Source organism: Sphaerotilus hippei (assembly GCF_003201595.1).
Classification (GTDB): Bacteria; Pseudomonadota; Gammaproteobacteria; order Burkholderiales; family Burkholderiaceae_C; genus Sphaerotilus; species Sphaerotilus hippei.
Map to the genome: position 1 here is coordinate 1 of NZ_QJJS01000011.1, position 22,864 is coordinate 22,864.

Sequence of the window (22,864 nt, forward strand, 5' to 3'; positions counted from 1 at the left end):
GTGGGTCAGGCCCGGGCCCGGCTTCACTTCCTCGGCGTTGCTGGCGATGCAGGTGGTGCCGCTCCAGCGCTGGTCCTCGATGCAGCGCATCCAGATCAGCCCGGTTTTCCGGTCCAGGACCTGGGATCCGTCATCGATGGAGACGAAGTCGCTGACGTCGCGCCGCAGCGGCCCTTCACACTGCTGCGAAGCCAGGGCCGGCGAGCCAGCGAAAGCGATGATCACGAACGGTGCGATGTGACGTGGATTCAATGTGGACTCCTGAAGCGCCCCGGGTTTGCTGGTGCCCGGTAGTTTGCCTCAGGCCCGGCGGGTGGCGCGGGGCCGCCGCGCTGCTGGGCGTGTGGCAGCGGCGTGGTGGCAGGGCGATCTCGATGCGATGAGGGTGGACTCGTGATCCTGGTCGAGGTGCTGCAGGGCTCCACCAGGCAAGGAAGCCGCTGGCTTCGCTGCGGTGGCCTTTTCATGCCTGGAGGCGGATCCAGGCAGGGCGATGGCATGAAGCCAACGCGCAGGAACGTGGCAGCGTCAGCGTGGTGCCCGGCGCAGCAGGTGCTGCTGGTCGGCGGCCTGTGCCTGCTGCTGTCCCTGGCCGCGGCGCTGCTCGACGAGCGGCTGCGGCGCTGGATGACGGCGCGGTGGCTGGGGCCGGTCGGTGGGGCGCAGGTGGCGTCAGCGCATGGGATCATGCCTGATGAGGCGGGCGGGCTCGGTGTGGCCACGCACGCCAGCGCAGGGTGGTCATGGCCGGTGTGGCGGCACGCGATTCTTGGGTGATGCCGATGCGGCCGCGTGAAGACGAGTGATGACTGACTCGTACACCACGGCGTTTTCACGTCGGTCAACGGCGACGACGGTCACCAGCAGGTGGTCGTCCTCGACCGAGCAGACGACTGGACTGGCCTTCCTCAGTTCGACTTGAGCAGTTCGCGGATGCCTTGTTTGGCTGCTTCCATCGCCAGCTCCTTGCACTGGTCGCTCCAGTACCAGCAGGCGAGCGCGGCGAGTGCGACGCCGACGGTTTCTCCGCCTGACAGTCCGCTGCCGGCCGTGCGGCCTGAAATGCTGTCCTGTTCCATCGGTTCGGCGATCTGCTGCGGGGGCGGGTCAGGCTCGCGGCTGAAGGCCCGGACGGCCAGATCGGGGAAATTCACCTGGTTCTCGGCTGCGATGGCAAAGATCTTCTGGAAGGAGGCAGCGACGGCTTCGGGGGGCGTGCAGCGGCGGGCGGCCTGCAGCCACTGAAACTGCGTGTCGCTCTGCGGGTAGTTCCGTTGCCACTGCCAGAGGTAGAGGGAGAAGGCGACCTGGGTGCCGTCGCAGTCGATGGGAACCGTGAATTTCTTGACCGGTCCGGAAAAGTCGGCTTCAGCCGCTCGGGCCTCGTCCATGGTCATGTCGTTGCGTGCGCCGGCCTTGACGAAGTGCTGGAAGAGCTGGAAGGCCCGCCAAGGGTAGAGCGGCCATCCTTCTTCGCTGTCGATGGTGGCCTTGAGCGCATTGCGGTATCCGTCCAGGGCGTAGCGGGCGCCGAGTTGAATCTGCTCGGGTGTGGCGTTGCTGTCCTTGAGAAGTTGGGCTGCTTCGATCGACGCTCGGGTGTGATGCTGCTCGGCGGCGGCGGAGAGCCGGTCCCACAGCTCCCGGTCCGACTGCGGCTGGAAGCTGCCGGATTTGATCCCGAGGCCGACGTGTTCCGCGGCCTGCGCATCACCGTGGTCGGCCAGCGTTCGCCAGTGGAAAGCGGCCCGCTCCGGGTTGGCGGCCACAGCTCCTTGTCCGTGTTCCAGCAGTTCGGCCGCTGCGCGCTGCGAGAGGGGATAGCCTTTTGCCGCCGTGCGTTCGAACCAGGCCACGGCCGCTGCCTCGTCCTTGGCAACGCCCTGACCACCGATCAGGTAGATCGAGCCGATGTTGTGACCGGCCGGGATCGAGCCCAGGCGATCCGCTTGGCGATAGGCGACCAGAGCATCAGCCAGTCGCTGGCCTGCCTGCAGTGCCCGCCCATGCTGATGCTGGAGACGGGCGTCGGCTGGTTGGTCCGCGGTCGCTTCATGACAGGCCTCGATGGCCTGCTGGGCAGCGATCTGTTCGAAAGGCACGCCAGGAATGCCTGCGGGCCGGGTGTCGTCGAAGGGCGATGCCGCAGCGGTATCGCAGGCCTGTGCGAGGCGCTGGGTACGGGCGTGCTGGTGGAGTACCACCGCCACGCCAGTGCCGCTGGCCAAGGCAAGTCCCAGCAAGAAGCCATGCATTCCAGACAGCTTGAACATCACGGGATTCAGGTGGTGAGTTGAATCTTCACGTGCATGCGCCTCTGGCGCAGCCCGGGCATGGAGGTCTGCTGAAGCCAGGTGGTGGTGTCGGACCCGCCCGCCTGGCTTCCCGAGGGCAGTCAGCGCGCCGCGCTGCACTTGCCCGGCTTGGCCAAGGCGAGCTGGGCGACGTCCGCCTTGCCTTGTTCCTCGGGCACCTGTTCCAGCCCGGCGCCGCCGACGAACACGCCCATCTTGATGAACTGCCGGATGAAGTAGTGCTTGCCGGCGACGGTCATGAGTTCGAGGGAGTTGGCGGAAAACTCGGACTCGGTGTCGATGGTGTGTTTCTTGCCGCCTTCGACCTCGGTGTGGAAGAAGATGTCGGGAGCACTTTCCCCGATGCACTTGCCGTCCATCCAGAGGTCTTTCTTGAGGCCTTGGCCCACGACGCTGTTGCGGTAGATGTAGACCCCGGCATGACCCGGGCTGGGGGATTTGAATTCTTTGGCCTGGGCCGACTCGGCGGGGGTCGCCATGTCCACGGACGCGCATCCGGACAGGATGACGGTGGTGGCCAGCGCAAGCGTATAGACGAGTTTCATGGTGCAGCTTCCTCTCTGTTGTTTGAACGTCAGCCGTGGGCGGTCCGCTCACGGCATGCCTCTCCCGCGTGACGAGACCAGGCGCGCGGCCGGAACGACCTCACCTGAAAGACCTCACATCGGTTAAGTTTTTTCATTTTATTGTGAAGATTTGCTGATTCGGGTTGTTTTGTGCGCAAGCGACGGAACTCGACGGTATCGAGTGTGGGCGGTGTGGCGCTGCGCCTTGGTGCAGACCAGAACGTCTGGATGGACTTATGATGTGTAAGAAACTCATTTTTCATGCACATCATGCGCACCAACATCGTGATCGACGACAAGCTCATGGCCGAAGCCATGCGCCTGACCGGCTTGAAGACCAAGAAGGAGGCGGTGGAGATGGGGCTGCGCACGCTGTTGCGTCTGCGTCAGCAGGAGGAGATCCGCCGCTTTCGTGGCAAGTTGGACTGGCAGGGCGATCTCGACGCGATGAGGGTGGACTCGTGATCCTGGTGGATTCCAGCGTCTGGATCGACTACTTCAGGGGCGTGGTGAGTCCGCAGACACAGCGCCTGGACGCCTTGCTGGGACACGAGCCGCTGGGTGTGGGGGACCTGATCCTGGTCGAGGTGCTGCAGGGCTTCAACGCGGATCGCGACTTCAACCAGGCCAGGAAGCTGCTGAGCTCGCTGGAGGTCATCGAGCTGGGTGGCCAGCAGATGGCGATTCAAGCCGCGCGCAACTTCCGGACGCTGCGTGCGTCGGGGATCACGGTCCGCAAGACGATCGATACCCTGATCGCGACCGCGTGCATCGAGAAGGACTTGCCGCTGCTCTACAGCGATCGTGACTTCGACCCGTTCGTCGAGCACCTCGGGTTGCGTTGCGCGCTGGTGCCTGACTGATCCTGTGCCCGATCAGCGGGCGCGGCCCGGCCGAAGGCGCCGCTCTTCAATCGAAATCTGGGCGGACGGGCCGGAAGTCATCGATTGCTGACAAGAGTCATCGTTTTCCGAGCATGAGCGCGGGGTGCCGAATATCAGATTGGCGGTGGTTGGCCGAGCGTCTCTACCGTGCCGGCCTTGCGCGTCGACAGCGCCATTCCATGGCTCGGTGATCAACCGTCGTGGCTGTGACCAGGTGCTTGAACGGTTCTCTCGGCCGTCCATGCGCAGGTACGCTGGCGCATGGAGGTTTGGCGCTGAACAGGTCGCCGACGATGGCGTGCGCTTCAACTTCCAGTTCGACGCCTATCCGGACGCCCTGCCTGCCTGGCGTGACCCCGACATGACGGATCACGTGGATGATCAGGCGCCGGCCGGCGCGAGGTGGTCTTCCATGGCCTTGAGCGCGGCCGCGACGATCTGGTCCATGTTGTAGTAGCGGTACTGGGCCAGTCGACCGACGAAGGTCACGCCGCTTTCCCGGTCGGCCATCTCGCGGTACTTGGCGAACAGCGCCTCGTTCTCCGGGCGCGGGATCGGGTAGTACGGGTCGCCCTCGGCCTGCGGATATTCATAGACCAGCGACGTGCCGCTGTGCTGCTCGCCCGTCAGGTGCCTGAATTCGGTGATGCGGGTGTAGGCATGGTCGTTGGGGTAGTTGACCGTGCCCACCGTCTGCTGCAGCGGCGTGTCGGCGTGGTGCACATGCTCGAAGCTCAGGCTGCGGTAGGGCAGCGCCCCGTGGCACTGGTCGTAGTAGCTGTCGATCGGGCCGGTGTAGACGATGTGCGCCCCGGCGACGCCGTCGAGCACCTCGCGGTAGTCCGTGCCCGTGCGCACCGTGATGTTCTCGTGGTCGAGCATCTTCTCGAACATCGCCGTGTAGCCTTGCGCGGGCATGAACTGGAAGCTGTCGCCGAAGTAGCGGTCGTCGTCGTCGGTGCGCGTGGGGATGCGCGCGGCCACGCCGGCCGACAGCTCCGACAGGTCCAGGCCCCACTGCTTCTTCGTGTAGCCGCGGAAGAACTTCTCGCACAGGTCCGGGCCCACGCTGGCGAGCACCACGTCCTGGCTGGTGGCGATCCGCTCGCAGGGCACCCGCACGCTGTCGAGGTAGCCCTGGACCTGGTCCTTGCCGAGCTCGAGCCCGTAGAGCTGGTTGATGGTGGTGCGGTTGATCGGGATGGGCAGCAGTTCGCCGTCGACCTGCGCGAGCACGCGGTGCTCGTAGAAGCGCCAGTCGGTGAAGCGCGAGAGGTACTCGAAGACCCGCTTGCTGTTGGTGTGGAAGATGTGCGGGCCGTAGGGGTGGATCAGCACGCCCTGCGCATCGCGGACATCGAAGGCATTGCCCCCGATGTGGGGCCGCTTGTCGACCACGAGCACCTGCTTGCCGGCCTCGGCCAGCTCGCGCGCGCACACCGAGCCGGCAAAACCGGCTCCGACGATCAGGTGGGTAGGGGTGACCATGATGGATTCTTTCTGACGATTCGCCTGTTCCGGGCAGGATGCAGTGCCCGGCCGGATGCGGGAAGTGCCGATTGCACATTGTTGCGCCGTCCCGCGTCAGCAACGTGGCTGGAGCGGCAGGTTGGCTGCAGGGCCCCGTGGACGGGGGGTGTCTCGTGCACGAAGCCGCGGTGGTGCCGTGGCGCGGGGGCTGGCGGCGCCGAAGTCTTCGCCAGGTACGCCCGGGTGCCTGTGATGTATCGCCGGATTGCCGGGTTCTGGTGCTGATGGCGGCCTGACTCCCTGCTGACAGGGCATTGACGCGCCGGGTTCACGGGTTCGCAATGGGCTGGCCTGACTCCATCCACGGCAGGCGAGCAAGGGAGATGAACATGGACTGGACCAAGATGTCGGCGAGCCTGACGGCCGCCTTGGCGCGTTGTGCGGCGGTGCCCGCGCGGGATCGTTCGTGGGCCGCGCTGCGGCACGGGTCGGGCGGGTTGCCGCCGCCGTCCGGAGCGGCGCTGCAGTGGGGCAGCGAGACCGGGGAGGGCGAGGGCGTGCCCGGCCTGGACGTGCTGGTGGCCTGCCGCCGCGGGGCGGTGCTGGCGCCGATGGACGGGGTGCTGTGGCACCAGACCGAGGGCGAGGTGCGCTCGGCGGTGGTGTCGGTGGAGGGGCTGGCGCGGCTGGGGCGCTGCGAGGCGGTGGCGTTCATCGAGCGCTCGGTGGCGCTGCGGCCGCTGAACGATCTGGCGGCCGCACGCATCGGGCTGCCGCAGTTCCGGCGTTCGGCGTCGCCGGAACTGGACGGGCGCGGGGTGCTGATCGGCATCGTCGACACGGGCATCGATGCGGCCCATCCGTGCTTCGGGCCGCGGGTGCTGGGCATCTGGGACCAGACGCTGCCGGCCGCGGGTGGGCGGGGCGCCGGGGCCGCCGGCGCGGTGGCCTATGGCCGGCTGCTGCGTGGCCCGCAGATGGCGCACAGCCACGACAGCGACGGGCACGGCACGCATGTGGCGGGCATCGCCGCGGGCCGCGACGATCGTTTTGGCGGGGTGGCTCCGGGGGCGAGCCTGCTGGTGGTGAAGGCGCTGATGTCGACGGCACCGGTGCTCGACGCGATCGACCTGGTGTTCCGCGAGGCCGACCGGCTGGACATGCCGGCGGTGGTGAACCTGAGCCTGGGCCACCACGACAACGCGCACGACGGCACGGACCTGCTGTCGCGCTACATCGACAGCCGCTGCGGGCCGGGGCGGCTGGTGGTGACGGCGGCGGGCAACGAGGGGGCCGATGCGATCCATGCGCAGGTGCAGCTGGCCTGCGGGGGCCGGGCGGTGCTGGACATCGAGGTGGCGCAGCCGGGCGGCCTGCCGCGCGCGGGTTTCGTGCTGACGGCCTGGTATGCCGCGGCGGCCGAGCTGGAGGTGCGCGTGGTGTCGCCCGACGCCGAGCACACCGACTGGCAGCCGCTGCTGCGGGGTGGCCCGCCGATGCGGCGGCACTACTTCGCCGAGGACGATCTGCTGCTGTCGACCCCGGCACGGCGGGGCGACCGCGAGGTGCGGGTGGAGGTGTGGCCGCGGCCCGATTCGGCCACCGGGGGCGTCGACCACTGGCGGCTGGAGCTGCGCAACCGCGGCCCGGTGCCGGTGCGGCTGGATGCGTGGCTGCCGCCGGCCGGGGCGCTGACCCGCACGCGTTTCGCGGCGCGCACGGCGGCCGCGGGCATGAAGATCGGCAGCCCCGGCTGCGCGCGCGAGGCGCTGACGGTGGCGGCGATGACCACCCGCGACCAGTGGTGCGACGAAGGGGGCGCCCCGCACGGCGCGCCCGGGCTGCGGTGCGGCGAGATCTGCGACTTCAGCAGCCAGGGGCCGCTGCGTGACGGCTCGCCCAAGCCCGACGTGACCGCGCCGGGGGCGATGATCGTCTCGGCCGCGTCGTCACAGGTGCCGGCCGGCCACGCGCCGGCCGACGTGGTGCGGCGGGGTTATGTGGTGAGCGCGGGCACCAGCATGGCCGCGCCGCTGGCGACGGGGCTGGCCGCGCTGCTGCTGCAGCGTGAGCGCGGCCTCGACCCCGCGGGGCTGAAGGCCGCGCTGAGGGCGCACAGCGTGATCCCGGGGGGCGCGCCGGGCGCCCACGATCCCGTCTGGGGGAGTGGGGTGATCGATGCCGCGCGGCTCTAGCATCTGGTCCCGACACCGGAAGGTCCGACCCATGAACTTCGACAAGCTCGACAGCGCCCTGGCCGCCGAGGTGATGCGCCTGCCGGCCCACGGCGCCGCGACGGTGACGGTGCTGGTGCTGGTGATGGCCTCGGACCCGCCCACCGCCGCCCAGCAGGCGCTGCTCGAGCCGCTGGGCCTGCCACCCGGCAGCGCCACCGGCCGGGTCTTCAGCGCCACGCTGACCCGCCCGTCCCTCGCCACGCTGGCCGACCTGCCCTGGGTGCTGCGGCTGGAGCTGGCGCGGCCGATGCAGGGAGGGGGCGTGGCCGGATGAGGTCCGGAGGCGGCCTGTCCAGACTGCTGGCGGATGTCGAGTGGCCCCATGCACCCGTGGTGCAGCGGGGGCCCGCTCAGTGTTCCGGCCCGAAGGTCGAGCGCTCGGGGTCCCGGGCGCCGCGGTAGCGGGGCAGCGACATGCCCAGCGCCCACTCGGCGGCACTGACCTCGCCGGGCACCCGGCCGGCGGCGCGGTAGCCGCGCCGCAGCAGGTTGCGGATGTGCATGCGGTTGGTGTAGCGGCCCATGGTGATCTGCCCCAGCACGGGCAGCAGCACGCTGACCACGAGCGTGAGCCCGGCCAGCGGCCAGTCACGCCGCAGCATCAGCGGCAGGGGGCCGAACAGCGCCACGGGCAGGCTGTAGCCCAGCGGGACTTCGGTGCAGTGGTCGGTGCGGGGGTGCCGCATCATCAGCGGCGGCAGCTTGCGGGCGGGCGGTCGTGCGGTGGGGCGGGCGACGTGGGCGGGTGTGTCCGACATGGTGCTGGTCCATCCTCGTGCTGGTGACTTCCCTGATGGGCAACGCATGCAATCCGTGCGTCGACCCTGATTCAGGTCAGGCTACAACAAGATCCGTACCGCCTTGATGTCCGGACCACGCAGGCGCGGGGTCAGTCCGGCGCCTTCGGGCCGCGGTAGCGGGGCAGGGACATGCCCAGCGTCCATTCGGCGGCGCTGACCGTGCCGGGCGTGGTGCCCACGGCCCGGTAGCCGCGCGCCAGCAGATCCTTGATGAGCAGGCGGTGGATGCGCGTGGCCATCAGGATCTGGCCGGCCACGGGCAGCAGCACGCTGACCACGGTGGTCAGCGCGGCCAGGCGCCAGCGCTTGTGCATCAGCAGGGGAATGGGGCCCAGCACGGCCACCGGCAGGCTGAAGCCCAGCGGCACGGTGACGCTGCCACCGGTGCGCGGGTGGCGCAGCTCCAGCGGGGGCGCGGTTCTGGGGGACAGGGAGGAGGAGTCGTTCAACACGTTGAGCATGGCGTCGCTTCGCTGGGGCCGCGGGGTGGGTTTGCTGCCGCATTGGGGCACGGGTCCGGCGTCATCGATGGCGGGAAAACCACGCCGTGAACCGGCCTGTTGCCGTTGCGTTGCGTCAAATCTTACCCGCAACGGAAACAATATGTCACATGTTGGCGTGGCGGTGTGCCCCTGTCCCGCATCGGTGGGGTGATGCGAGGGGTGTCGACAGGAGCCAGGGGGGGGGCGGGGGCCCTGGCGCGCAGGGGCGGGCCGCGATCAGGCCGGGGGGCCGCGGCGCTCCAGCATCAGCAGGTGCAGCGGCACCAGCACGGCGAACGAGACCAGCACCCGCAGCACGATGCCGGCGGGCTCGCCATAGGCCAGCAGGTCCTGCAGCGGGCCGCTGCGGCGGGTGAGGTTGTCGAGCACCGAGAACACGATGATGTGCAGCGGGAACACCGTCAGCGAGGACCGCGCCAGCAGGCCGGACCAGCGGGCGGGGCCCGGCCGGGTCAGGGCCACCACGCCGGGCAGCACGATGCCGGCGAAGGCCAGCGGCTTGAGCGCCGTCGCCACGGCCGCCGACTGGCTCCACGGGCTGCTCAGCACGGCGGTCACCGCGCCCAGGGTCAGCAGCACCAGCAGCCAGGCCCCGGTGCGCACGGGCAGGGGCTGGCTGCGTTCGACCGGCCGGTGCCGGCGCAGCAGGTGGCCCAGCACGAGGTAGGGGTAGGCGGCCACGCCGGCGTCGAGCGACCAGAGCCAGCCCTGGTTCTCGGCGAACCGGCCCAGGGCGAAGGCGCCGCAGGCGAGCGCCACCAGCACGGGGCTGGCGCGGCGGGCACTGAGCCTGAGGCCGACCAGCGCCCAGGCCAGCGCCGGAAAGAACCACAGCGCGATGGGCCAGACGGTGGTGGGCTGCGTCAGGCTCGGCAGCTGGCTGGTGCCGCTGGCCGCCAGCACCGAGGCGGCGCGGTGGAGCAGCAGCTCGCCCAGGGGGCGGTGGTCGGGGCCCCAGTGCTTGACGACGATGTAGTAGAGCGCGCCCACCAGCGAGAACACCAGGTAGTGGCGCAGGCAGGGGACGATGCGATGGTGCAGGTAGGCGCTCAGCGGCTGCCGCGCGTCCCGGGCCGAGAACAGGTAGCCCGAGGCGAAGAAGAACAGCGGCATGTGGAAGCTGTAGATCACCTCGTGCAGCAGCGTGCCGTCCACGGCATGCCCCAGCACCACCAGCACGATGCCGATGGCCTTGAGGCGGTCGATCCAGGCGATGGGCGCGCTGGCCGGGGGGACGGATGCGGACGGCATGCCGGGTGCGCAGGGGCAGCAGGCGGGCGGGGGCTGATCCGGCACCGGCTGCTGCCGCCGCTCAGTAGGCGTTCTTGTCGAAGAAGGTCAGCTTGATGGTGCGCGCGATGATGCGCAGGTCCATGCCGAGCGACCAGTTGCGCAGGTACTCGATGTCGTAGGCGACGCGGGCTTCCATCTTCTCGATCGCGTCGGTCTCGCCACGGCAGCCGTTGACCTGGGCCCAGCCGGTGATGCCGGGCTTGACCTTGTGGCGCAGCATGTAGGCGTGAATGATGCGGCGGTACTGGTCGTTGTGCGCGACCGCGTGCGGGCGTGGGCCGACGATGCTCATGCGGCCCTGCAGCACGTTGATGAACTGCGGCAGCTCGTCGAGCGAGGTGCGGCGGATGAAGGCGCCGAAGGGGGTGATGCGCGGGTCGCCCCGGGTGGCCTGCTTGACGACGGCACCGTTGTCGGTGGCCCGCATCGAGCGGAACTTGTAGACCAGGATCTCGCCGCCGTCCACGCCGTTGCGGCGCTGCTTGAAGATGATCGGGCCGGGCGAGCTGAGCTTCACGCCGATGGCCACGGCCGCCAGCATCGGGGTGATCAGCACCAGGATGATGCTGGCGAGCACGATGTCGGAGACCCGCTTGACGATGCGGTTGACGCCGATGAACGGGCTCTCGAGCAGGCTGACGACCGGCAGGCCGTCCATGTTGCGCATGCGGCCCTGGATGATGTTGACGCCGAAGACGTCGGGCACGAAGTAGATGGACACGGCGCTGTCCTGCAGCTGGGCCAGCATGCGCGCGATGCGCGGCTGCGAGCTCAGGGGCAGGGTGATGTAGACCTCCTTGATGCCCAGGCGCGTGATGATGTCGGCGGCTTCGCTGAAGCGGCCGACGATGCGCCCGCGCGTGCCGGGCGCGCAGCGCTCGACGTCACGGTCCTCGAGGTGGCCGATGAAGTCGTGGCCGTAGGCCTGGCGATTGGCCAGCATGCGCGCGACCTTGTCACCGATCGGGCCGGCGCCGATGACCAGCGCGGGCTTGCGGGCCTCGGGGCTGGCGGCCATGACCCGCATGGCGCTGCGACCGGCCCAGACGGCGGCGATCTGCGCCACCGGGGTCAGCACCGCCCACCAGACCAGCACGCTGCGGTCGAAGAAGTGCACGCTGCGCGTGGCCACGCCACACAGGAACAGGATCGCGACCACCGCGGCCCAGGCGGCCATCGTGTCGACGACGACGTTGAGCGGGCGCTCGTGGAAGCGGTTGGCGCCGGGGTAGACGAGCGCCAGCGTCAGGATGCACAGCAGCAGGCAGGCCCGGTCGATGGTCTGCTCGTGGGCGATCTGCACGGCCACCAGCATGGCGATGGCGATCACCGGCTCGAGCAGCGCGGCGATGAACATCGACACCGATTGCGGCGGCGAGTTGAACAGTCGCTTGGTGGACGCAGTGGCGGCGCCATACGCCTCGGCCTGGGGCGGCAGCCCGGTGCCGGGGGTGGGAAGCGGCGGTTGTGCGTACATCGATGTCCTTGTGTCGGGGTCTGCCATGGGTGGCCTTGCAGGTCCTGGGCCCGGTCTTGCGTACGGGTAATTGTTGGTACGCAGCTGGGCCTCAATGTGCCATGCCGGGCGGGCCTGCGCGCAGACGCTGCCGTGCAGTTTTACAAGGGGAAGGCGTCGAATCAATGATGCGGCGCACCAGACCCCCTCGTATCGAGGGCTGGTTCTGATGCGTTCCCGCCCGATGTGTCCGCTTTCGCAGCGGATTTCCGACAGCTCAGCCGATCCAGTGCGGGCTCTGCGCCATCGCGAGCATCTCGCGGTCGCCGCGGCTGTCGCCGTAGGCGGTGATGTGGGTGGGCGTGCGCCCGGCCAGCCACTGGTGGATGCGGCTGACCTTCTCCGGGCCGTGGCAGTTGCGCGGGTGCAGCTCGCCGGTGATGCGCTGGCTGGCATCGACGGCCAGGCTGGTGCAGAGCACGGCATCGAAGCCCTGCTGCTCGGCCCAGGGGTGCAGGTAGACGTCGAGCGAGGCGCTGACCAGCACGCAGGTGTGGCCGGCCTCGCGGTGGGCGGCCAGCGCGGCCATCGTCTGCGGGCGCAGCAGCCGGGGCAGGCCCTCGCGGGCGTAGCGGGCGCCTTGCTCGTGGACCTCGGCCAGCGACCGCCCGCCCATGAACTGGCGCACCACCTGGGCCTTGGCGGCATCGTTGGCCATCAGGCGCAGCGCGTAGGCGAGCAGCGGGCCGCTGCTGCGGGCCAGGCCGGCGGCGAAGCCGGGCGTGCCGGCGAGGTGGTGCAGGAAGGGCAGGAAGCTGTCGCGGGTGGTCAGCGTGCCGTCGAAGTCGAAGAGGGCCAGGTGCATGGGGTGAGCGGGCTCGGGGTTCGGCGGCTCAGAGCTTGAGCCGCTTGAAGAGGCTTTCGGGAATGGCGCGGATGATGGCCATGACGGGGCGCCAGAAGCCAGGCAGGTAGGCGACGTCGCGGCGCTGGTCGATGGCGCGCACGATGCCGCGGGCGATCTGCTCGGGGGTGGCCCACAGCGGGCCCTTCTTGTCGAAGGCGGCGGTCATCGGCGTGTCGACGAAACCGGGCTTGATCGTCAGCACCTGCACGCCGTGGGGCTGCAGGCGGTTGCGCAGCCCCTGCAGGAAGAGCGTGAGCATGCCCTTGGCCGCGCCGTAGACGTAGTTGGACTGGCGCCCGCGCTCGCCGGCCACCGAGGAGATGACCACGATGCAGCCGTGGCCCTGGGCCTGCAGCTGGGTGGCGAGGCGGCTGGCCAGGTGGATGGGCGCGAGCGCGTTGGTGTGCATCTCGCGCTGGGCCAGCGCGGGGTCGGCCTCGCAGGCGGCCTGGTCGGGCAGGCTGCCCTGGGCGATCAGCACGGTGTCGATGCCGCCGAGCGCGCGGGTGGCCGCGTCGATCAGCATCTGGTGGTGCTCGAGCAGGTCGAGGTCGGCCCGGGCGAAATGGATGTGCCCGGCGCCCTGGGCGCCGGCCCGCACCCGCAGGTCGTCGACCGCGGCCTGCAGCCGGGCGGTGTGGCGGCCGATCAGGTACAGGTGGGCGCCCCGCTGGACCCACAGCCGCGCGGTGGCGTGGGCGATGGCCGAGGTGGCGCCGAAGATGACGATGCGGGAGCCTGGGGCGGGTGCGCTCATGGTGCGGGTCCGGAGGCGGTGACCCGCCGCCAGAAGGACGACGAGAAGACCGGGTCGATGTAGGGCACGAAGGTGTCGAGTCGCGGGTAGCCGAGCCGGAACAGCGCCGGACCCATGCGGGCGTCCTTGGCGGGGTAGAGCGCGCCTCCCGCGTCGGTCACGACCGCGTCGAGTTCGCGCAGCAGGGCCAGCGTGGCCTCGCCGCGGTGGGGGAAGTCGAGCGCGAGTGTCGCACCCGGACGGGGAAAGGACAGCAGGCCCGGCGAGCGGCGCTCGCCGAAGGTCTTGAACACCGCCAGGAACGAGCCCTGGCCGCTGCGGCCGATGCGCCGCAACAGCTCGGCCGCGCCTTCGCGCATGGCCGGGCGCGGCAGCACGCACTGGTACTGGAAGAAGCCGGCGCGGCCGTAGACGCGGTTCCAGTCCTGCACCGCGTCGAGCGGGTAGAAGAAGGGCTCGAAGTGCTGCAGGCCCTGGGCCGCGAGGGGGCGGTGGTAGTAGGCGGCGTTGAAGGCCCGCAGGCTCGGGCCGTTGACCAGCGACACCGGTGGGTCGAACGGAAAACGCCGCTTCGCGCTGCGGTGCCGCGGCAGCTCGGCCTGCGCGCCGACGAAGTCGCCGGCCGAGTGGATGCCCCGCCCGCCGTGCAGGCAGTCGACCCAGGCGACCGAATGCTCGTGGCGGCTGCCGAACTCGGCGTCGAGCGCCCAGTAGTCGTCGAGGTGGCCGAAGCGGCGGTGGTGCACCCACAGCCAGGGCTGGCTGATGGGCACCAGCTGGATCTCGACCCAGGTGACCAGGCCGGTCAGGCCCAGGCCGCCGATGGTGGCGGCGTACCAGTCGGCGTGTTCGGCGGGGCTGCAGCGGCGGCGCGAGCCGTCGGAGCGCTGCAGCTCGAAGGCGCGCACATGGCAGCCGAAGCTGCCGGCGCGGTGGTGGTTCTTGCCATGCACGTCGTTGGCCAGCGCGCCGCCCAGCGTGACGAAGCGGGTGCCGGGCGTGACCGCGAGGAACCAGCCCTGGGGCACGACCAGGCGCAGGATCTGGTCGAGCGAGACCCCGGCCTCGGCCCGCAGCACGCCGGTGGCACGGTCGAAGTCGATGAAGCGGTCGAGCCCGCGGGTGTGCAGCACCGTGCCGTGATGGTTCAGCGCGACGTCGCCGTAGCTGCGGCCCAGGCCGTGGGGCAGCAGGCCGGCGCCTTCACCACGCGGCAGGGGCGCGTCGCGGTCGTGCAGCTGCCGTTCGAGCGCGGGGGTGCAGCGTGGCCAGCGGCCCCAGGACGTGACGCTCATGCCGTGGCGCTCATGCGCGGGCCGGCGCCGCCGGCTCGGCGGGTTCGGTCGGCGCCCGTCGCAGCAGCCGCAGCAGCGCGGCCAGGCCCAGCGCGACCGCGAACCACAGCGTGGTCAAGCGGATCAGCACGGTGGCGACCACCGCGACCGGCTGCGACAGGCCGCTCATCAGCAGCAGGCCGACCATGGTGGCCTCGGTGCCGCCCAGCCCGCCGGGCAGGAAGCTGAGCGCGCCGGCCAGCATGCCGATGGCGTAGACGGAAAACGAGAAGGCCATGGACGGGCTGCCCCCGAGCATGCCCAGCAGCCGGTGGAAGGCCCAGGCCTCGGCCGACCAGGCGACCAGGCTGAGCGCGGTGGCCACCAGCAGCACCGACGGGCGGTGGCAGGTGCGGGCGCTGGCCAGCAGGCTCAGTCCCTGCGCCAGGCCCCGGGCGAGCCGCGAACGGCCTTGCTGCGCGCGGGCCTGCCAGCGCTGCAGCAACCGGCCCTGGGCGATCAGCAGGAAGCTGAGGGCCAGCAGCGCCACCGCGACGAGCACCAGCGCCTGCAGGCCGGGGTGGCGGGCCGACAGGCCGACCCCCAGCAGGCACAGCAGCACGATGGCCAGCAGGTCCGACAGGCGCTCGCTGAGGAAGGCGGCCATGCTGGGGCCGAAGGGCATGCCGCGCGTCTTCAGGAACAGCGAGCGCAGCGCCTCGCCGGCCTTGCCGGGGGTGGTGGTCAGCGCGAAGCCGCCGATGTAGATCAGCAGGCTGGGCCGCCACGGCTGCGGGTGGCCGAGGGTGCGCAGGTAGAGCTGCCAGCGCAGGAAGCGCAGGCCGTAGTTGAGCGCCGACAGCGCCAGCAGCAGCGCCACGCCGCCCCAGCCGACGCGGCCCACCGAGGCCAGCACCTCGTGCCAGCCGCCCCAGAGCGAGAACGCCAGGTAGCCGCAGGCGGCGGCGGCCACCGACAGGATGACGGCGCGCCAGTGGCGCGGGTTCAGGGCGGGGGGCATCAGGCGATGATCAGCAGGGTCGTGACCAGCCACAGCGGCAGCATCAGCACCAGGTGGCAGTCGGAGAACAGGTCACGCGCGGTGTCCTGGCCGTGGCCCTTGCCATGCAGCAGGAACAGGTAGCGGCAGATGCCGTAGAGCAGGAAGGGCACGGTGTAGATCAGCCGGTCGGTGCCGTGCAGCGCGACGGTCTCGGGGCTGACGGTGTAGAGCGCGTAGGCCAGCACCGAGCAGCCGCCGGTCATGGCCAGCAGCTGGTCGAGCACCTCGGGCCGGTAGTGCGCGAGCACCCGGCGCGCCGGGGTGCCGCTGGCCTCGCAGACCAGCAGCTCGGCCTTGCGCTTGGCGAAGCCCAGGAAGAGCGTGATCATCATGCCGCACAGCAGCAGCCACGACGAGGGCGGGATGCCCACGCCGAGCGTGCCGATCAGGATGCGCAGCATGAAGCCGGCCGAGATCACGAACACGTCGACGATGACCATGTGCTTGAGCCGGTGGGTGTAGGCGATGTTCATCACCGCGTAACACGTGACCAGCGCCAGCGCGGTCAGCGAGGCGGCCCCGGCGGCCAGCAGCGCCGTGGCGGCCAGCGCCAGGCCCAGCGCACGAGCCACCACCGGTTGGATGGCGCCGCTGGCGATCGGGCGGTGGCATTTGCCGGGGTGGTGCCGGTCGGCCTCGACGTCGATCAGGTCGTTGTAGACGTAGACCGCGCTGGCCATCGCGCAGAACGCGATGAAGACCAGGCCGACCGACTGCACCAGCGACGCGTCGTGCCACTGGTGGGCGAAGATCAGCCCGAGCAGCACGAAGCCGTTCTTGACCCACTGGTGCGGGCGCAGCAGGGCGAGGGCCGCCGGGTAGATCCCGATGGACGGACGGGTGGCTTGCACGCGGAGACTCCCTCTGTTGATGGCTGAAAGTGTATCCAGTTGTTTCAACAGTGGGGAGTCCGTCGATCCATCGGATCGCGCGGAGCGGGGCGGCGAGCGCCCCGCGGGGTCTCAGAGCCGCCAGACGCGCAGGCCGGCCGCCGTCAGCCCCGCCTGGCCGAAGGCGGCCTTGACGTCGATGAAGCAGCCGCCCTTGACCAGCTTGCGGCTGAAGTCCTCGGCGCCCAGCTGCTGGAAGCGGCGGTGCGCGACCGCGGCGACGATGGCGTCGGCGCGCGGCAGTTCGTCCCAGTCGAGCAGGCGCACGCCGTACTCGTGCATGGCCTCGTCGGCATCGGCTTCGGGGTCGTGCACGAAGACCTCGGCGCCGTAGCTCTTCAGCTCGGTGATGATGTCGACCACCTTGCTGTTGCGCAGGTCGGCGCAGTTCTCCTTGAAGGTCAGGCCCAGCAGGTTGACCCGCGCGCCCTTGATGTAGCTGCCCGCGGCGATCATCTGCTTGATGGTCTGCTCGGCGATGACCTTGCCCATGCCGTCGTTGATGCGCCGCCCGGCCAGGATGACCTGCGGGTGGTAGCCCAGCATCTCGGCCTTGTGCGTCAGGTAGTAGGGGTCGACGCCGATGCAGTGCCCGCCCACCAGCCCCGGGCGGAAGGGCAGGAAGTTCCACTTCGTGCCGGCCGCCTCGAGCACCTCGGTGGTGTCGATGCCGATCTTGTCGAAGATGATCGACAGCTCGTTCATCAGCGCGATGTTGAGGTCGCGCTGGGTGTTCTCGATCACCTTGCAGGCCTCGGCGGCCTTGATGCTGCTGCAGCGGTGCACGCCCGGCTCGACGATGGTCTCGTAGAGCCGGGCGACCTGCTCGAGCGTGGCGGGCGTGTCGCCGGCCACCACCTTGATGACGTTGGTGAGCCGGTGTTCGCGGTCGCCGGGGTTGATGCGCTCGGGGCTGTAGCCGACGAAGAAGTCGCGCTTCCACACCAGGCCCGAGGTCTGCTCGAGCACCGGGATGCAGACCTCCTCGGTCGCGCCGGGGTAGACGGTCGACTCGTAGATCACCGTCGCGCCCTTCCTGAGGTGCGGGCCGATCGCGCGGCTGGCGCCGATCAGCGGGCCGAAGTCGGGGATGCGCGCGGCGTCGACCGGCGTGGGCACGGCCACGATGATGAAGTCGGCCGCGGCCAGCTGGGCCGGCTCGCTGGTGTAGCGGGCGTGGGTGGCCAGCGCCATCTCGGCGTCGGGGATCTCGCGCGAGGGGTCGGTGCCGGCGCGGCAGCGGGCGATCTTGTCCTCGGCGATGTCGAAGCCGATGGTGGGCAGGTGCTTGCCAAACTCCACCACCAGCGGCAGGCCCACATAGCCCACGCCGATCACGGCAACAGTCGTCACGTTGTGTCTTCTTTCAGGGATCAGCCGCGCTGGATCAGGCGGTCGGCCACGGCCTGCACCTGGCCCATGGACAGCAGGTGGGCGTGGATCAGCGCGAGCGCGCCGCTGCGGTGCAGCTCGAGCACGACCTCGTCGGGCAGGGCCTGCAGCTTGGCCTCGTCGACCATGAAGAAGCCCGCGGCGTTGACGTCCATGCCGTTGTCGAGCCGGCCCTTGACCTCGCCGCTGCGCAGCAGCTCGAGCTGGACCAGGCGCGCGCACAGCGCCCGCGTGCGCACGCTGTCTTCCTCGAAGCGGTCGAGCAGCTGCACCATGGCCTGCAGGTAGTCGCTGGGCTGGCCGGCGTCGTCGAACAGGCGCTCGCCTTCGGTGGTGCTGTAGCCGGCCCAGCCGTCGTCGAGCGCGACGCTCAGGCCGTCGACGTCGTTGCGCACGTAGGTGAACGGGTAGCGGCGCAGGAAGGCGGGCAGGTAGCGGGCGGTCCAGCCGCCGTCGGGGCCGACGTAGGCGTTGTCGTTGGCGCGCAGGCTCAGCAGCGCCACCGGCGTGATCTGCGGCTGGCCGTCGGCGCCGTGCTCGACCGGCACGAAGGCGATCGGGTACTCGCGGGCCACGTCGAGGAATTCGGCCACCGTGACCGACACCGCGTTGAGGCCGCGCACGAAGCGCCAGTCCTGCACCGGCGTGATGCGCAGCGGCGCGTGGCGGTCGCGGTCGAGCAGGGTGAGCTGGCGGTAGAGCTGGGGATCAGTCATGGTGGTTCTCTTCGGCAGGGTGGAGGCGGCTGACCAGCAGCTTGTCGACCCGCTTGCCGTCGAGGTCGACGACCTCGAAGCGCCAGCCGTCCCACTCGATCACGTCGGTGGTCTGCGGCAGGCGTCCGAGCAGCAGCATCACCATGCCGGCCAGGGTGTTGTAGCGGCCGCGGTCCTCGTCGGGCAGCTGCTTGAGGTGCAGGCGGTCCTTGAGCTCGTGCGTGGGGATCAGGCCGTCCATCAGCCAGGAGCCGTCCTCGCGCTGCACCGCCCAGGACTCGCCGTTCTCCCTGGGCAGGAACTCGCCGGTGATGGTCTCGAGCACGTCGCGCAGCGTGATCGTGCCCTGCACGACGCCGTACTCGTCGACGACGAAGACCATCTGCACGGCCGAGGCGCGGAAATGCTCGAGCAGCTCCATGCCCGACAGCGTCTCGGGCACGAAGACGGCAGGCTGCAGCGCGTCCTGCAGCGACAGGTCGCTGCTGCGGGCCAGCTGCATCAGCAGGTGCTGTGCGGTGACGACGCCCAGCACGTCATCGAGCCCGTCGCGGCAGACCGGATAACGCGCGTGGCCGTGCTCGGCCAGCTCGGCGAGGATCTCCTCGCGGGAGGCGGTGATGTCGAGCCAGGCGATGTCGCCGCGGGGAATCATCATCGAGCCGACCTGGCGATCGTCGAGGCGGAAGACGTTGCGCACCATCTGGTGCTCGTGCTCCTCGATCACGCCGGCGTCCACGCCTTCCTCGAGGCTGGCGGCGATCTCCTCCTCGGTGACGCCGCGCCCGCCGGTGTCGCGTGCGCCCAGCAGCGTCAGGATGGCCTGGGTCGAGCCCGACAGCAGCTTGACGAAGGGGCGCGCGGCCATCGACAGCCAGTTCATCGGCAGCGCCATGCGGCGCGCGACGGTCTCGGGGTACATCTGGCCCACCCGCTTGGGCACGAGTTCGCCGAAGATGATGGTCAGGAAGGTGATGATCACGACGACCAGGCCGGTGGCGGTCACGTCGGTGATGGTGTCGGGGATGCTGAAGGTCTCGGTCAGCCAGCGCGCCAGCGGCGGCGAGAAGGCCGCTTCGCCGACGATGCCGTTGAGCACGCCGATCGAGGTGATGCCGATCTGCACCGTCGACAGGAACTGCGTCGGGTTGTCGTGCAGGGCCAGCGCGGCACGGGCACCGGCATCGCCGCCTTCGACCAGCACCTGCAGGCGGGCCTTGCGGCTCGAGGCCAGGGCCATCTCCGACATGGCGAACAGGCCGTTGAGAAGGATCAGGAAGATCAGTATCGCTAAGTCCATGGCAGGCACGGCGGGGCCGCACCATCGTTTGAGGTGCGCCGAGCGTAGCAGAATCCCCCTCATGATCTATCTGCTCGGTGACCTTCAAGGCTGTTGCGACGCGCTGGACCGGCTGCTCGCGGAGCTGGACTTTTCCCCCTCGCGGGACCGCCTGTATGCACTGGGCGACCTGGTCAACCGCGGGCCGGCCTCGCTGCAGGTGCTCGAGCGGCTGGCCGGCCTGGGCGACGCGGCCACCTGCCTGCTGGGCAACCACGACCTGCACCTGCTGGCGGTGGCCCACGGCGTGCGCAAGGTGCACCGCGGCGACACGCTCGCGCCCATCCTCGACAGCCCGCGGCGCGACGCCTGGATCCACTGGCTGCGCCACCAGCACCTGGCGGTGCGCGCCCATGGCTGGCTGATGGTGCATGCCGGCCTGGTGCCGCAGTGGACCGCCGAGCGCACGCTCGAGCTGGCCGGGGAGGTGGAGGCGATGCTGCGTGGTGCCGACCTGCAGGCCTTCCTGTCGGTGATGTACGGCAACGAGCCGGCCCGCTGGAGCGAGGACCTGGCCGGCTCCGACCGCCTGCGCCTGGTGGTCAACGTGCTGACCCGGATGCGCTTCTGCCAGGCCGACGGCACGATGGACTTCAAGCTCAAGGAAGGTGCGGGGGCGGCGCCGGCCGGGCTGTTCCCGTGGTTCGAGGCGCCGGGGCGCCTGACCGCCGGCGTGCCGGTGGCCTTCGGCCACTGGTCGACGCTGGGGCTGATCGAGCGTGCGGACCTGCTGGCGCTGGACACCGGCTGCGTCTGGGGCGGCGCGCTGACCGCCGCCCGCGTCGACGGTGGCCGCCGCGAGCTGATCAGCGTGCGTTGTGCCCAGGCGCAGGCGCCCGGCTGAGCCGGCCACCCCTTCCGGAGCGGCGCAAATCTGCCACAATGCGCGCCTTCCAGGAGATGTGGCCGAGTGGTTTAAGGCAGCAGTCTTGAAAACTGCCGACGGTGTGAGCCGTCCGTGAGTTCGAATCTCACCGTCTCCGCCAAATCCCCCTATGGAGAACGGGCCTCGAGTGGGTGCCTCCCCACATCCCGGCCCACTTCGGCCGATTGAGCCCGTTTCGAGGGGGTGCATTGGTCGTAACCGTTGGAGCTGGGGTCGCCAATGACGACCCCAGCCCGTCCGGGCGATGATCGACGCGCAGGCCGGACTCGGTGATGGCGTTGATCTCACGCATCTGCGTGCCCCCATTGCCGGAACCACCCTCAACAGTAATGAGGGCTACCAGGTCGGGGCCGTTCTGTCGAGCAGCAGTTCAGCCCTCGGTAGCTTGGAGGCGCCGACGTCGAAGGTCAGGAACCTTGACCGGCCCAGATGAACCGCCCTCGCGCTGAGCAGGCAATCGGCAAAGTCAGCTCGCGACTGTTGGCTCCAAATGTGCAGAGCTTCTTCGACCGTGGGTTCGTGTTCGAACTCGACATCGCCGCTTTCGAGCAGTTGCGCGAAGGCCCCCGCGATGGCCTCCTTGTCGAGCTTGTATCGGCTTCGCAGCACCCACTCGGTCTCCAGCAACGCACAGAGCATGATGAGGACGGGCTCATCGGCCTTCGCGGCTTCATCGACCAGACGACGGGCTGCGGCGAACTGCGCTTCGTCATCCTGGACGAGCAGCCGAACCAGGACGTTGGTGTCAATGGCGACGCTCATTGGAACGGATTCATGTCCTCGACCGCGACCTTCGGCTGACCGGGCCGGGTGAGCAAACCCGCCAGGTCCGCCAGCCGTTTGGTCTTGGCCCGCATGATGACGGTGCCATCGCTCAGCAGCGTGAACGTCAGCTTGTCGCCTGCTTTCAGTCCGAGGCGGTCCCGGATTTCACGGGGCACGGTGACTTGGCCTTTGCTTGTCAGCGTTGTGGGGTCAGCCATGGTCTTCCTCATCTGAAAGTATTACGACTGCAGAAACCGTAATGCATGGATGGAGCCAAGTCAACGGGACTGTCAACAAGGCTTGTCGTTTCGTGCCCGGGCACTATGCGAAGAACGTAGGGGCTAAGTACTTGACCACTTGCGACTTGTCCTTGAGCACCACCTGTTGACTCTCGGGGTGCTCCGACAGGTCGACGTGAAGCCCAAGATGCCGGAGCACGTAGAACACCAGCGCCTCGCGGCACTGCATCCGCGCTTCGCCGTCCACCATGCCGTAGTCGACCTCGAGCGCACGACGGTGCGGTAGAGAGAGCTTGGGGTTGGGGACCAGGACCAGTTCGGTCATCGTGTTCCAGGCAGTGTCGCCAGCCGAACCTGGCCCTGAGGGCTCGTCCAACTGAACATCGCCCATCCGAGCGATGACGAAGTCCCTGAACTCGGCTCTGGAGTCGCAGTGGGCGCGCACATGCCACCGAAAACCGTCGTGCGCCAGCGCGTGCGGCGTCAGCCTGCGTTCCTGGGGCTCCGGGCGCGACATGGACTGGTATCGCGCACGAATGCCACGCCCCTCGCGAATGGCGCGCAGCAGCGGCACCAGTGTGTCCGCACGGATGGCACGACCGGGACTTGGGACGAACCCCACGGGCGGCCGCCAGCCGATGAAAGAGGTCTCCGTCGTGAGCAGCCCGACCTCGGATGCCAACAGTTCGTTGAGGTAGTGGGAGGAGCTGGAGCCCGGGTACAACGGTACGAACTGGCTGCCACTGACGTAGACCCGTGCACTGCGGTCGTACACCAGGTTGGCGGGGGCCAGTTCGGTGTACCTCGCGATGTCGAGCGACGCCTGCGGCACCGAGATGCCGAAGAATCCAATGAGGTCCGACCTGTTGAGGCGGCCGTCCCACCGCAGGCGAAAGTCGATGAACTCCAGGCGTCGGTCCTGCCCCCAGCGCGACACGGCTCGAGGCTCTGGGTTGGGCACCTGCTTCGCGGGCGGTGCGGCGGGCGGTGTTCGCATGGGTTTGATTGTTGCACACGTCTATAGAGTAGACGCATCTAAAAACTATGCCCATAATGGGCGTGCAAGCAAGCGAACTCAGAGCAAATCAGGGAGATGACGTTGGAAGGACGCT

24 protein-coding genes, 1 tRNA gene and 1 pseudogene are annotated in these 22,864 nt (G+C 69.4%); 7 read left to right on the forward strand and 19 right to left on the reverse strand.

Going from position 1 to position 22,864, the window contains the following annotated elements:
• A pseudogene (locus C7444_RS12380) lies at window positions 1–252 on the reverse strand (hypothetical protein); the annotation flags it as partial.
• A gap of 141 nt (window positions 253–393) precedes the next feature.
• On the opposite strand from C7444_RS12380, the gene C7444_RS20005 reads away from it, so the two are divergent.
• Entirely contained in the window at window positions 394–777 is a 384-nt protein-coding gene (locus tag C7444_RS20005) for a hypothetical protein (RefSeq protein WP_146219392.1), read from the forward strand.
• Between the two features lie 131 nt (window positions 778–908).
• Here C7444_RS20005 and C7444_RS12390 read toward each other — a convergent pair whose 3' ends face one another.
• Window positions 909–2,273 (reverse strand): DUF2610 domain-containing protein, encoded by a 1,365-nt coding sequence (locus C7444_RS12390; RefSeq protein ID WP_110401176.1) that lies wholly within the window; start codon window positions 2,271–2,273, stop codon window positions 909–911.
• A gap of 122 nt (window positions 2,274–2,395) precedes the next feature.
• Complete coding sequence (locus tag C7444_RS12395) at window positions 2,396–2,860, reverse strand: DUF2846 domain-containing protein (RefSeq protein ID WP_110401177.1); 465 nt, start codon at window positions 2,858–2,860, stop codon at window positions 2,396–2,398.
• 291 nt (window positions 2,861–3,151) lie between these two features.
• Between C7444_RS12395 and C7444_RS12400 the strand changes: the two genes are divergently transcribed.
• Window positions 3,152–3,346, forward strand: a complete 195-nt coding sequence (locus C7444_RS12400; RefSeq protein ID WP_110401281.1) for a type II toxin-antitoxin system VapB family antitoxin — start codon at window positions 3,152–3,154, stop codon at window positions 3,344–3,346.
• Complete coding sequence (gene vapC / locus C7444_RS12405; RefSeq protein WP_110401178.1) at window positions 3,343–3,744, forward strand: type II toxin-antitoxin system VapC family toxin; 402 nt, start codon at window positions 3,343–3,345, stop codon at window positions 3,742–3,744. The genes C7444_RS12400 and vapC overlap by 4 nt, the downstream gene beginning before the upstream one ends.
• A 402-nt stretch (window positions 3,745–4,146) precedes the next feature.
• On the opposite strand, the gene glf is transcribed toward vapC, so the two are convergent.
• Window positions 4,147–5,253 (reverse strand): UDP-galactopyranose mutase, encoded by a 1,107-nt coding sequence (glf, locus tag C7444_RS12410; protein WP_110401179.1) that lies wholly within the window; start codon window positions 5,251–5,253, stop codon window positions 4,147–4,149.
• Window positions 5,254–5,624: 371 nt separating this feature from the next.
• Here glf and C7444_RS12415 point away from each other — a divergent pair, with 371 nt between their 5' ends.
• Window positions 5,625–7,430, forward strand: coding sequence for a S8 family serine peptidase (locus tag C7444_RS12415; RefSeq protein ID WP_170130738.1), 1,806 nt, complete (start codon window positions 5,625–5,627; stop codon window positions 7,428–7,430).
• A 31-nt stretch (window positions 7,431–7,461) separates the two neighbouring features.
• Entirely contained in the window at window positions 7,462–7,746 is a 285-nt protein-coding gene (locus C7444_RS12420; RefSeq protein WP_110401181.1) for a hypothetical protein, read from the forward strand.
• 76 nt (window positions 7,747–7,822) lie between these two features.
• On the opposite strand, the gene C7444_RS12425 is transcribed toward C7444_RS12420, so the two are convergent.
• The 12 genes from C7444_RS12425 to C7444_RS12480 form a co-directional block, all read right to left on the reverse strand.
• Window positions 7,823–8,230 (reverse strand): hypothetical protein, encoded by a 408-nt coding sequence (locus tag C7444_RS12425; protein WP_110401182.1) that lies wholly within the window; start codon window positions 8,228–8,230, stop codon window positions 7,823–7,825.
• A gap of 131 nt (window positions 8,231–8,361) precedes the next feature.
• Entirely contained in the window at window positions 8,362–8,733 is a 372-nt protein-coding gene (locus tag C7444_RS12430; protein ID WP_110401183.1) for a DUF2628 domain-containing protein, read from the reverse strand.
• A 258-nt stretch (window positions 8,734–8,991) separates the two neighbouring features.
• Complete coding sequence (locus C7444_RS12435) at window positions 8,992–10,026, reverse strand: acyltransferase family protein (protein WP_110401184.1); 1,035 nt, start codon at window positions 10,024–10,026, stop codon at window positions 8,992–8,994.
• 61 nt (window positions 10,027–10,087) lie between these two features.
• Window positions 10,088–11,545, reverse strand: coding sequence for an undecaprenyl-phosphate glucose phosphotransferase (locus C7444_RS12440; protein WP_110401185.1), 1,458 nt, complete (start codon window positions 11,543–11,545; stop codon window positions 10,088–10,090).
• 256 nt (window positions 11,546–11,801) lie between these two features.
• Window positions 11,802–12,389, reverse strand: coding sequence for an HAD family hydrolase (locus C7444_RS12445; protein WP_110401186.1), 588 nt, complete (start codon window positions 12,387–12,389; stop codon window positions 11,802–11,804).
• A 28-nt stretch (window positions 12,390–12,417) separates the two neighbouring features.
• A complete protein-coding gene (locus C7444_RS12450) occupies window positions 12,418–13,188 on the reverse strand; it encodes an SDR family oxidoreductase (RefSeq protein ID WP_110401187.1) in 771 nt (256 codons plus the stop codon).
• Window positions 13,185–14,483, reverse strand: coding sequence for an FAD-binding oxidoreductase (locus tag C7444_RS12455; protein WP_110401188.1), 1,299 nt, complete (start codon window positions 14,481–14,483; stop codon window positions 13,185–13,187). The genes C7444_RS12450 and C7444_RS12455 overlap by 4 nt, the downstream gene beginning before the upstream one ends.
• A gap of 10 nt (window positions 14,484–14,493) precedes the next feature.
• On the reverse strand, window positions 14,494–15,483 hold the full coding sequence (locus C7444_RS12460; protein ID WP_110401189.1) for a lysylphosphatidylglycerol synthase transmembrane domain-containing protein: 990 nt from the start codon (window positions 15,481–15,483) through the stop codon (window positions 14,494–14,496).
• A complete protein-coding gene (locus C7444_RS12465) occupies window positions 15,483–16,376 on the reverse strand; it encodes a decaprenyl-phosphate phosphoribosyltransferase (protein ID WP_110401190.1) in 894 nt (297 codons plus the stop codon). Before C7444_RS12465 ends, C7444_RS12460 begins: the two co-directional genes overlap by 1 nt.
• Window positions 16,377–16,487: 111 nt before the next feature.
• Window positions 16,488–17,768: a nucleotide sugar dehydrogenase gene (locus C7444_RS12470; protein WP_110401191.1), complete on the reverse strand. Its 1,281-nt coding sequence runs from the start codon at window positions 17,766–17,768 to the stop codon at window positions 16,488–16,490.
• Window positions 17,769–17,788: 20 nt separating this feature from the next.
• The gene (locus C7444_RS12475) at window positions 17,789–18,523 is read right to left on the reverse strand and encodes a SapC family protein (RefSeq protein WP_110401192.1); all 735 of its coding nucleotides are present in this window, start codon (window positions 18,521–18,523) and stop codon (window positions 17,789–17,791) included.
• Entirely contained in the window at window positions 18,516–19,823 is a 1,308-nt protein-coding gene (locus C7444_RS12480; RefSeq protein WP_110401193.1) for a hemolysin family protein, read from the reverse strand. Before C7444_RS12480 ends, C7444_RS12475 begins: the two co-directional genes overlap by 8 nt.
• Before the next feature lie 61 nt (window positions 19,824–19,884).
• Between C7444_RS12480 and C7444_RS12485 the strand changes: the two genes are divergently transcribed.
• Together C7444_RS12485 and C7444_RS12490 are read left to right on the forward strand one after the other, a co-directional pair.
• On the forward strand, window positions 19,885–20,706 hold the full coding sequence (locus tag C7444_RS12485) for a symmetrical bis(5'-nucleosyl)-tetraphosphatase (RefSeq protein ID WP_110401194.1): 822 nt from the start codon (window positions 19,885–19,887) through the stop codon (window positions 20,704–20,706).
• A gap of 52 nt (window positions 20,707–20,758) precedes the next feature.
• Window positions 20,759–20,848 (forward strand) — tRNA-Ser (locus C7444_RS12490).
• A 236-nt stretch (window positions 20,849–21,084) separates the two neighbouring features.
• Here the strand turns inward: C7444_RS12490 and C7444_RS12495 are convergent.
• From C7444_RS12495 to C7444_RS12505, 3 genes are all read right to left on the reverse strand, one after another.
• Window positions 21,085–21,510 carry a PIN domain-containing protein gene (locus C7444_RS12495; protein WP_110401195.1) on the reverse strand — a complete coding sequence of 142 codons (426 nt, stop codon included), beginning with the start codon at window positions 21,508–21,510 and terminating at the stop codon, window positions 21,085–21,087.
• Window positions 21,507–21,731 carry an AbrB/MazE/SpoVT family DNA-binding domain-containing protein gene (locus C7444_RS12500; protein WP_110401282.1) on the reverse strand — a complete coding sequence of 75 codons (225 nt, stop codon included), beginning with the start codon at window positions 21,729–21,731 and terminating at the stop codon, window positions 21,507–21,509. The genes C7444_RS12495 and C7444_RS12500 overlap by 4 nt, the downstream gene beginning before the upstream one ends.
• A gap of 103 nt (window positions 21,732–21,834) precedes the next feature.
• Window positions 21,835–22,749: a helix-turn-helix transcriptional regulator gene (locus C7444_RS12505; protein WP_110401196.1), complete on the reverse strand. Its 915-nt coding sequence runs from the start codon at window positions 22,747–22,749 to the stop codon at window positions 21,835–21,837.
• Window positions 22,750–22,864: the final 115 nt, after the last annotated feature.